Annotated in this window: 12 protein-coding genes; 3 read left to right on the plus strand and 9 right to left on the minus strand. The window is 57.3% G+C overall.

Annotated features, from left to right (window positions below; translation table 11 throughout):
• Nucleotides 1-66 precede the first annotated feature (66 nt).
• From flgJ to flgB, 9 genes are read right to left on the minus strand one after another with little or no spacing between them, the layout of a single operon-like run.
• Nucleotides 67-1,032, minus strand: a complete 966-nt coding sequence (gene flgJ, locus KOE80_RS13400) for a flagellar assembly peptidoglycan hydrolase FlgJ (RefSeq protein WP_226349337.1) — start codon at nucleotides 1,030-1,032, stop codon at nucleotides 67-69.
• Nucleotides 1,032-2,162, minus strand: coding sequence for a flagellar basal body P-ring protein FlgI (locus tag KOE80_RS13405; protein ID WP_083053887.1), 1,131 nt, complete (start codon nucleotides 2,160-2,162; stop codon nucleotides 1,032-1,034). Before KOE80_RS13405 ends, flgJ begins: the two co-directional genes overlap by 1 nt.
• A gap of 26 nt (nucleotides 2,163-2,188) precedes the next feature.
• Nucleotides 2,189-2,875: a flagellar basal body L-ring protein FlgH gene (locus tag KOE80_RS13410; protein ID WP_009458110.1), complete on the minus strand. Its 687-nt coding sequence runs from the start codon at nucleotides 2,873-2,875 to the stop codon at nucleotides 2,189-2,191.
• 19 nt (nucleotides 2,876-2,894) lie between these two features.
• Complete coding sequence (flgG, locus tag KOE80_RS13415) at nucleotides 2,895-3,680, minus strand: flagellar basal-body rod protein FlgG (RefSeq protein ID WP_021446824.1); 786 nt, start codon at nucleotides 3,678-3,680, stop codon at nucleotides 2,895-2,897.
• A gap of 44 nt (nucleotides 3,681-3,724) precedes the next feature.
• A complete protein-coding gene (flgF, locus tag KOE80_RS13420; RefSeq protein WP_009458114.1) occupies nucleotides 3,725-4,474 on the minus strand; it encodes a flagellar basal-body rod protein FlgF in 750 nt (249 codons plus the stop codon).
• An 8-nt stretch (nucleotides 4,475-4,482) separates the two neighbouring features.
• A complete protein-coding gene (locus tag KOE80_RS13425) occupies nucleotides 4,483-5,871 on the minus strand; it encodes a flagellar hook protein FlgE (protein WP_009458116.1) in 1,389 nt (462 codons plus the stop codon).
• Nucleotides 5,872-5,925: 54 nt separating this feature from the next.
• The gene (locus tag KOE80_RS13430) at nucleotides 5,926-6,618 is read right to left on the minus strand and encodes a flagellar hook capping FlgD N-terminal domain-containing protein (protein ID WP_035269042.1); all 693 of its coding nucleotides are present in this window, start codon (nucleotides 6,616-6,618) and stop codon (nucleotides 5,926-5,928) included.
• Nucleotides 6,619-6,640: 22 nt separating this feature from the next.
• On the minus strand, nucleotides 6,641-7,045 hold the full coding sequence (gene flgC / locus KOE80_RS13435) for a flagellar basal body rod protein FlgC (protein ID WP_009458120.1): 405 nt from the start codon (nucleotides 7,043-7,045) through the stop codon (nucleotides 6,641-6,643).
• 12 nt (nucleotides 7,046-7,057) lie between these two features.
• Complete coding sequence (gene flgB / locus KOE80_RS13440; RefSeq protein WP_226349338.1) at nucleotides 7,058-7,474, minus strand: flagellar basal body rod protein FlgB; 417 nt, start codon at nucleotides 7,472-7,474, stop codon at nucleotides 7,058-7,060.
• Between the two features lie 175 nt (nucleotides 7,475-7,649).
• Here flgB and flgA point away from each other — a divergent pair, with 175 nt between their 5' ends.
• The 3 genes from flgA (at nucleotide 7,650) to flgN (ending at nucleotide 9,195) form a co-directional block, all read left to right on the plus strand.
• On the plus strand, nucleotides 7,650-8,354 hold the full coding sequence (gene flgA / locus KOE80_RS13445; protein WP_035269039.1) for a flagellar basal body P-ring formation chaperone FlgA: 705 nt from the start codon (nucleotides 7,650-7,652) through the stop codon (nucleotides 8,352-8,354).
• Nucleotides 8,355-8,438: 84 nt separating this feature from the next.
• A complete protein-coding gene (gene flgM / locus KOE80_RS13450) occupies nucleotides 8,439-8,729 on the plus strand; it encodes a flagellar biosynthesis anti-sigma factor FlgM (RefSeq protein ID WP_153229546.1) in 291 nt (96 codons plus the stop codon).
• 16 nt (nucleotides 8,730-8,745) lie between these two features.
• Nucleotides 8,746-9,195, plus strand: a complete 450-nt coding sequence (flgN, locus tag KOE80_RS13455; RefSeq protein ID WP_226349339.1) for a flagellar export chaperone FlgN — start codon at nucleotides 8,746-8,748, stop codon at nucleotides 9,193-9,195.
• Nucleotides 9,196-9,424 lie beyond the last annotated feature (229 nt).

The following is a 9,424-nucleotide window of genomic DNA, read 5'->3' on the forward strand; positions in this document are numbered from 1 at the left end:
GGCGAAAAATGAACATGCTGCTTTTTAACGACCACCTTGGTGCAATATTTAGACCTGTATCAATAATTAAGACTTGCCGCCATCAAAGTAGGCCATGATGGAGATCAGCTTTTTGGCGTAGGAGGGGTCGGTGGCGTAGCCCGCTTCCTGAATGCGTTGCGCCGCTTCTTGAGGCGAAGCCGCTTGTTTTACGCTTTCATAGCGTTTGTTATTACCGATCAGGCGCGCGTAGTCCGCAAACGACTCGGCATAGGAGTCATACGCACGGAAGGTCTGCGTCATTTTGCGCGCCACGCCGTTCTGATACTCCGTCGTCATGACGTCCACCGTTTTGCCCTTCCAGGACGGCGTAGCCTTGATACCAAACAGGTTATGGCTGGTGGAGCCATCTGCGTGCATGATTTCACGCTTGCCCCAGCCCGACTCCAGCGCCGCCTGGCTCAAGATCAGTTGGGCCGGAACGCCACTGTCCTCGGCAGCCAATTTGGCGGCCGTGTTCATGCGGTCCACAAACTGGCGAATATGATTGGGCGCGCCCTGAATCGAGGAGTACACGCGCTGCACCGTGTTGTTATTGCTGAGCTTGTCGATCAGCTCGGCTATCGATGCAGCATCGATGGAACGGTCATTGGGCATGCGTGAGCGCAGATCCGCACGGCGCGAATGGGCTGCTTCCGGATCATGGGACGCGACACCAAAAGGCTCGCTGTTCTGCCCGCTCATCTGGGCCTGCAAGGCTTTGGCCAAACCGATTCCGGGGTCAGCCAACTGCATGGCCAGTTGCTCATCACCCAGACTTTGCGCCATGCGCACCGACTGCGTATCAAACAGGCCACCTTCAGGATTGGCAGCCCGTGCCTGCTTCAAAATATTCTGAATGAACAGGGACTCGAACTGGCGCGCCACTTGCAGCTGGGTAGCCTGATTCTGACCGTCCTGCCCGGCTTGCCGGCGCAGTTGGGCCAGTTGTTGCGGGTCAAAAATCGAAACCTGCGTTCCCGTGCCCGGACGAGGGAAGTACTGCACCGTCATTAGATGATCTCCAAATCGGCCCGCAAAGCGCCCGCGCTTTTCAGGTTCTGCAAAATGGACAACAAGTCTTGAGGGGTTGCCCCCAAAGCATTCAAGGCGCGGACCACGTCGGCCAGATTGGCACTGGTCTTTACGCGTTGCAGGGAGCCACTATCACTGCGCATTTCAATCTGGGTGCTGTCAGCCACCACGGTCTGACCGCCACCAAAAGGAGTATCCGGCTGGCTGACTTGCGGTTGACGGCTAATGACCACGGACAGATTGCCGTAGGCAATGGCGGCTTCATCAATCGTGACCGTGCGGTTCATGACCACCGAACCCGTACGAGCATTGATCACCACACGAGCACGTGCCGGTGGCAGATTCACTTGCAGGTTTTCAACATGGGAAATAAAGGCGGTTTGAGCCTGGGGATCCAAGGGACCGCGCACCTGAATCAAGCGACCATCCAGCGCTGTTGCGGTCGAAGGACCAAACTGCTTGTTCAGGGCCGCCACCACGTTCTGGGCTGTACCGAAATCCGAGGAATTCATTTCCAGATTGATCACGCCATCCCGTGCGTAAGTCGTGGGTACGCTTTGCTCGACCGTTGCGCCGCCTGGAATGGTGCCGCCATTGAGCTGGTTGACCTGTACGCTGGAACCACCTGCTTCGGCCCCTGCCCCACCCACCAGCAAGTTGCCTTGGGCAATGGCATAGACCTGACCGTTCGCACCTTTCAAGGGCGTCATCAACAAGGTCCCGCCACGCAAACTCTTGGCATTACCCATGGAGGACACGACCACATCCACAGCCTGACCAGGACGGGCAAAGGCTGGCAGACGGGCCGTCACCATGACAGCCGCCACGTTCTTGAGCTGCATATTGCTGCCCTGGGGAATGGTCACCCCCAACTGGGACAGCATATTGGTCAAGCTTTGCTGGGTGAAAGGAGCCTGACGCACCTGGTCACCGCTGCCATCCAGACCTACGACCAGACCGTAGCCGATCAGCGGGTTGTCTCGCACGCCCTGAATGGATGCCAGATCCTTGATACGCTCGGCCTGACTGACCGGAGCCAGCAACAGGCCCGCCGCCAGCATGGCTGCTTGCAGCACATGGCGATAAGAAGAAAAACGAGTACGACTCATGGAAAACGCCATAGCAAGCAAAAGGCTCAGAACGGAGAAATATTCAGGAAAAAACGCTGTAGCCAACCCATGGTCTGGACTTCGTCCATAACCCCTTTGCTACGAAACTCGATACGGGCATCGGCCACCTGGGTGGAAGACACCGTATTGCTGCCAGTAATGGAGCGTGGGTCCACCACACCAGAAAAGCGGATGTGCTCGCTGCCACGGTTAATGGCGATCTGCTTCTCACCGGCCACCTGCAAATTGCCGTTAGGCAAAACGCCGACCACGGTGGTCGTCAAGGTGCCGCTAAAAGTATTGTCGGCACGGCTGGAACCCTTGCCCTGAGCCTTGTTCGAGCCACTGACTTCAAAGTTCTGCTTGCTACCCACTTCGTTAGGCAGGAAAGCTGGAACGCCGGTAAAGTCCAGACCACCGCTTCCGGTCCGATCCGTATTGGTCGAGACATTCTTGGCCGCGTTGGTCCGCTCCTGGATCATGATCGTGACAATGTCGCCCACATTACGTGGTCGTCTGTCTTCAAACAGCGGATAGTTACCGTAAGCCGAGGGCTGGTAGATAGAGCCATTGGCCACCACGGCGGCAGGCACCGCCGGTGGCGGGGCCGCCGTCAGGGGGCCGGTTACCACATCTTCAGGGGGCACCAGCGCACAACCGGACAGGGCTACAAGCGCACACAAGGCAAGACGGCTCATCAGAGCTTGGAACATTGTCACGATCTCTTTAGATTTACAGCTGTGTCAGGCGAGCCAGCATCTGGTCAGCCGTGGAAACGGCCTTGCTGTTGATTTCGTAGGCGCGCTGGGTGCTGATCATATTGACCAGTTCCTCGGCCACATTGACGTTGGAGGTTTCGTTGTACTTGTGCATGACCAGACCAGCACCGTCCATGCCAGGTTGCAGGAAGTTGGCGGCACCCGAGGCATCGGTTTCGATGTACAAGTTCTCGCCCATACTTTGCAGACCGGCCGGATTCACGAAGGTGCTCAATTGCAATTGGCCCACTTCCACACTCGTACCGGCTGCACCAGGCTGAGTGACCGACACGGTGCCATCACGGCCAATCGTCAGTTCCAGCGCGTTATCAGGAATATTGATGGGGGGCTGAATGGGATAACCGCCAGCAGTCACCAACTGACCATTCTGGTCGCGCTGCAAGCTACCGTCACGTGTGTAGGCAAACGTGCCGTCCGGCATTTCCACCTGCAGGAAACCGCTACCCTGAATCGCGATATCCATATTGTGGCCCGTATGCTTCATGTCACCTTGGGTATGAATACGCTCGGTAGCTACGGTGCGCACACCGGTGCCAACCTGCAAGCCGGTAGGCAACTGGTTGGCAGCACCGACTTGAGCGCCAGGCTGACGAATGGTTTGGTACATCAAGTCCTCAAACACCGCACGGGTACGTTTGAAGCCAGTGGTATTCACGTTGGCCAAGTTATTGGAGATAACGTCCATATTGGTCTGCTGGGCTTCCAGACCGGTCTTGGCAATCCACAGAGAGCGAATCATGTGTGTGTAATCCTTGCAGCTAGCGCCTGCGCAATCAGCGCGGCTTAGCCATTAAAAGAAAGTAGGGAGTTGGCCCGATCTTCGCGTGCGCTGGCGTCCTGGATGACCTTCATCTGGGTTTCAAAGCGGCGCGCATTGGCAATCATGGCCACCATCGCTTCAGCCGGGTTCACATTGCTTTTCTCGATAAAGCCCGAAACCATGCGGACCGACGGATCAGCCGGGGCCGGCGCGCCATTGCTCATGCGAAACAAACCATCCTGCCCCCGCAACAAATCAGCAGAAGGGGGATTGACCATCTTCAATTGACCCATCACCTGGATATCGCGTGGGTTGTCACCCGCACCCAGCGCGGTCAACTGACCGTCGCTGGAGAACGTGATCGATCCGCGATCCGGGATTTCAATGACCTGCCCATCGGCGCTGAGCACGGGCAAGCCACCTTGTGTCACCAGCTGGTTCTGGGCATTGACCACCAGATCGCCTGCCCGCGTATAGGCTTCCTGACCATCCAGCGCACGGACGGCAAACCAGCCCTCGCCCGCAATGGCCACATCCAGCGCATTGCCGGTCTCGGCCATCGCACCAGGTTGAAAACGGCTGCCTGGCGTCACTGTGGCCGTGCCTACGCGGGTTTGCGAACCCACATCGCTTGTGACCGGCACGGAACGGTAATACGCCAGCTGCTGGCGAAAACCGGACGTGTTCACGTTGGCCAGGTTGTTGGTAATGACGTCTTGTTGCTCCAGCGTGCGCTGGGCGCCATTCATGGCGGTGTAAATCAGGCGATCCATGACAGCTCTTAACGCAGGTTGACCAGGGTTTGCAGAACCTGATCCTGCGTCTTGATGGTCTGGGCATTCGCCTGGTAGGTACGCTGGGCAATAATCATATTGACCAGTTCCTGACCCATATCCACGTTGGAATCTTCCACCGCCTGACCCTTGATCGTGGCCAAGCCGTTCTCGCCGGGACGACCCAGGATAGGCTGGCCCGATGCGCCGGTTTCAGCCCAGGCGTTACCGCCTACAGGGCTCAGACCTTGCAGGTTGCTGAAGTCAGCCAGAACAAGGGAACCCAGACGCTGCGTTACACCGTTGGTGTAGGAGGCAATCATGGTGCCGTCCTTGTCGATGCTCATGCCAGCGTACTCACCCGTGGCGTAACCATCCTGGTAAGGCTTGCCCTTGGCAAACTCGCCACCGAACTGGGTGGTGCCGGTGTAACGCACATCAAACACCAGATCATCAGCAGGCGACGCATTGCCGCCCGGATTGGCCAGGGTCAGATTGACGGTAGCCGGATTGGGGCTGGTCATCACACCTGCACCGTTAAAGGTCAAGGTTGCGCTGGCAGGCGACAAGGGTGTGCTGCCTTCCATGTAATACACGTCCCACACACTCTCACCGGCCGCATTGGCGGGGCGCTTGACGAAGTATTGGGAAACCTCGTGGCTGTTACCCAGCGAATCGTAGACGGAGTAGCTGAATGCGTTGCTGTAAGTGGTGGGGTCTTTGGGATCAAACACATTGACCGCAACGGTTTCCATGTCTGGTTCCATCACGGGCTCCATGACGGGGTTACCGCTGCCATCCAGAACGGGATCACCATTACCGTCCAGCTTGGGAGTCATTTCAGGATTACCGTTGGCATCCAGTTTGGGCTTGAATACCAGATCACCGTTGGCATCCACTTTTTGCTGTGTTTTGGTCGTTGGAATTGCTTCGGCACCACCGGGCAGGTTGGGCTTGAAATCCAGGGCGGTCGTGGCTTTGGGAGGCACGTTGGCCGAAGGCACTTGCAAGCGCTCCAGCTGGCTACCACCTGGGCCGTAACCGGTCAGGTAATGACCTTGGGCGTTAACCAGATAGCCCGCCTTGTCCGGATAGAACTGGCCATTGCGCGAGAACAGGACAGCGCCGTTACTTTGCTCCAGGCGGAACAAACCGTTTGCACCGTCAATCGCCATGTCGAACTGGTTACCCGAGTTGCTGACGTTACCTACCGAGAAACGCTGGCTGACCCGCGACACCTGCACACCCAGACCGATGCGCGAGTTGGCATACACGTCCGCAAACTGCACGGTCGAGGCCTTGTAGCCCACCGTGCCCGAGTTGGCGATGTTATTACCAATAGAATCCAGGTTTTGGGAGGCGGCGTTCAAGCCACTCAATCCTTGTCCGAAGCTCATGAACTTTCCTTTTAATGTCGTGTTGGCCCAGCCCGCTGTTGGGGCAAGCGGCGCTTACATGATTTTGCGTATATCCAGCAGGGAGAACGAACCCGCCAGGCCAAGGTCCAGCATCAAACCGCTGGAGGTATAAGCCACGCTATCGACCTTGCCATGCGTCAATGGGCTGGCTGTGACGGCCGTGCCGTCATTACTGGCCAATACACTGACGGTGTACGAACCATCGGCCAGCGGTGAACCATCGTTATCCAGGCCGTCCCACTCCAGCGAGTACACGCCCGCGTCTTTGGCGCCCAGATCGTATTCACGAACCACTTTGCCGCTACTGTCCTTGATCTGAACCACGGTCGAAGTCGCTCCGCTGACCAGATCAATGCCGTAGGGCATGGCCACTTTCTCGCCATCCTGGCTGGTCCCCAGGGACACTTTCGAGCCCGGCACCAGCACTTGCTTGCCGATCAGATTGGCGGCCTGCATGGACTGACTGACGTCCATTTGCCCGGCCACAGCCAGCAAGGTGTTATTCAATTGCTGAATCCCCGCCACCGTGGACATTTGCGCCATCTGGGTCGTGACCTGGGCGTTATCCATGGGGTTGAGCGGGTCCTGATTACGCAGCTGCGTAATCAGCATGGTCAGAAAGCGGTCTTCCGTTTCCGCCATGGCGCTTTTGTTGCGGGCATCCACACCAGCCATGGTCCCTGCAGTGGGGTCCAGGGCGGTGCGATCATTATTGACTGTGCTCATGTTCTATCTTCCGTAAACCGGCTTACTGACCAATGGTCAAGGTGCGCAACATCAGATTCTTGGAGGTGTTCACCACTTCCACATTGGCCTGATAGGAGCGCGACGCGGCCAGCATATTGACGGTCTCGGCCACCACATCCACATTGGGCAGAGTCACATAGCCTTGTTCGTCGGCGTAGGGATTGCCGGGGTCATATTGCAAACGGCCGGGCGCATCACTTTCCTGCACACCCACCACTTGCACGCCACCCACGGGGCTGTTGCCCTGAGGAGTCATTTGAAACACCACTTGGCGGGCCTTGTAGGGCTGGCCATCGGGTCCAACCACGCTATCGGCGTTAGCCAGGTTGCTGGCCGACACGTTCAAGCGCTGCGATTGTGCCGTCAGAGCAGAACCGGCAATCTGGAAAATACTGAAACTGGACATGAAGACTCGCTATTACTGTTGCAAGGCCGCCATCAAGCCTTCCAAGCGCTGGGAAGCCAGGTTGATCGTGCTTTGATAGTGCAAGGTGTTATCGGCAAATTGCATGCGCTCCACATCCATCTCGACCGTGTTGCCGTCCAGAGAAGGTTGTACAGGAACGCGATAGAGCAACTCGTCCGTGCTGGGCGGACGGGTTGCCTGGGCGGGAATATGACGGGTCGAGGTCAAGGACAAACTGGTATTGGGCAATGCCATCTGGCCCTGCCCCCCTAAAGCGGCCTTCAAGGTGGCCGTAAAGTCCATATCCCTGGCCTTGTAGTTAGGCGTGTCGGCATTGGCAATATTGGAGGCCAGCACCTCCTGGCGCTCCTGGCGCACAGCCAGGGCCGTCTGGTAAAACTTCAGGTGCTCACCGATGCGATCAATCATGGAGTCAAGCCAATATTCTGTGTTCAAGTTTGAGATCCAGGTGAACGCGCGCACGCCTTTTCACCGCCATAACAGAATGGTAGCCAGAGGCACTGCTTCACAAATCAGGGAACAAAACGCAATTTATCGGCCAGTTCAGCTCTTGACCTGGCGGCTGAGTCCGTAAAATTCAGTCATGACCTTATATAGACTCCTGATCTGCGTATGCCTGTTCGCCCTGGGTGCAACAGCGAACGTGCGCGCTCAAGAGAGCGTTCAGGCTCTGAGCGTGCAAGCCATGCAGGACCAGGCGCAGGACTATCTGCTCAAGCTGGCGCAGATGTATCCCGGTATCGCCACCATCACCCTGGATAGCGCGCGCCTGAACGCCATGCCTGCCTGCACCCAGAACCAGATATTTCTGCCCAGCGGTCAACGTCTGCGATCACGCATGAGTGTTGGCGTGCGCTGCCTGAGCCCACAAAGCTGGAGCACCTCCATCAGCGCCACCTTGTCTATTCAGGGACACTATTACGTCACCAACCGCCGCATCAATCCGGGCGAGACCATTCATCAGGACGATCTGCTCGAGCGCGAGGGGGATTTGCTGGCTCTGGCCAATGGCGTGGTCATTGATCCCAACCAGATCATCGGGTATGTCGCCAGCCAGCGTATTCCTTTGGGCAATGCGATACGGGCTTCGGCTCTGCGCGACCCGCAATCGGTAACACGCGGCCAGATGGTGCGCACCATTGCGCGCGGTATGGGTTTTGTAGCGACCGGCGAGGGCCAGGCGCTGCAAAGCGGCTCACCAGGCACCCAGATTCAGATCAAGGCCAGTTCGGGGCAAGTGATTTCCGCCACGGTACTGGATGCATCCACGGTTCAGGTCGTTCTCTAAACTAAATCGGATGAGCATGCTAAAGTTTGCGTCCAGAGCGCCGTTACAAGATCAACGCAAAGAACAGGCCGCACGGAGAAACACGTGAAGATCAGCCCCTCCCCCCTCAAGACACCCCTTGCTGAAACGTCTGCCGCAGAACGCAGCACGGCATCCCCTCGTGCGCGCCAGGCGTACAACAACAGCAGCAGCACCAACGAAGTGGACTTCAGCGCTGCAGCCCGCCAGCTCAATTCCCTGCAAGACAGCAGTGCCGATGTCGACATGAAAAAAGTCGAGGCCTTGCGCGAGGCCATTGCAGCCGGCGAGCTCAAAATTGACACCAGTCGGATCGCCGACTCCCTGATTGCCTCTGTGCGCGATCTTCTCAAGTAACTCACCTGAAACGGCCATGTCTTTGCAAACCTGTCTTGCCGATCAACGCCAAACCCTGCTGGACTTCGAGCAGCTACTGGCAGAAGAAAACACTCTGCTGCTGCGCAGCTTCGAGCCACAAGAACTGGCCCAGATCACACTGCGCAAATACCAACTGGTTGAACGTATCGAACAACTGGACCAGGCCCGCGCCCAGCTCCTGCAAGCGCGTGAACTGGAAAACAACCTCCAGGGCCTGCGCTACGCGACTGAAGAGGACGAACTGGAACAAGAGCTGGAACAGTTGATCGAGCTGAGCGAGAAGGTGCGCAACGCCAGCGACAACAACCGCATTCTGGTTGATACCTTTTTGATCGATACCCAGCAAAACCTGGACGCCCTGGAAGCCTTCACCGGCCGCAATACCTTTTATGACGCCTCCGGCAAAACTCAGAATACCCAGTCTTCCTTGAGTTTGAAGGTATAGGACTGAGCAGACGCCAGTAGCGGCATGCCCAATATTGAAAGCGCCAACTATTTAGTTGGCGCTTCAGACTGCTGATAAACCCCTGGTTTTGCGCCCTGGGGTTTATTTTTTTGTTCTCCCGCCCAGGCGATGAGGTGTCGCTCACGATTCTACGGTTTTCGGTCGATCAGGCCTCAGATCACACCATCAGGCCGTTTGCGGGCCGGGGGCAAGCTCGCAGGCGCGTGAA

Origin of the sequence: Alcaligenes sp. 13f (genome assembly GCF_020496585.1) — a bacterium.
GTDB lineage: Bacteria > Pseudomonadota > Gammaproteobacteria > Burkholderiales > Burkholderiaceae_B > Alcaligenes > Alcaligenes phenolicus.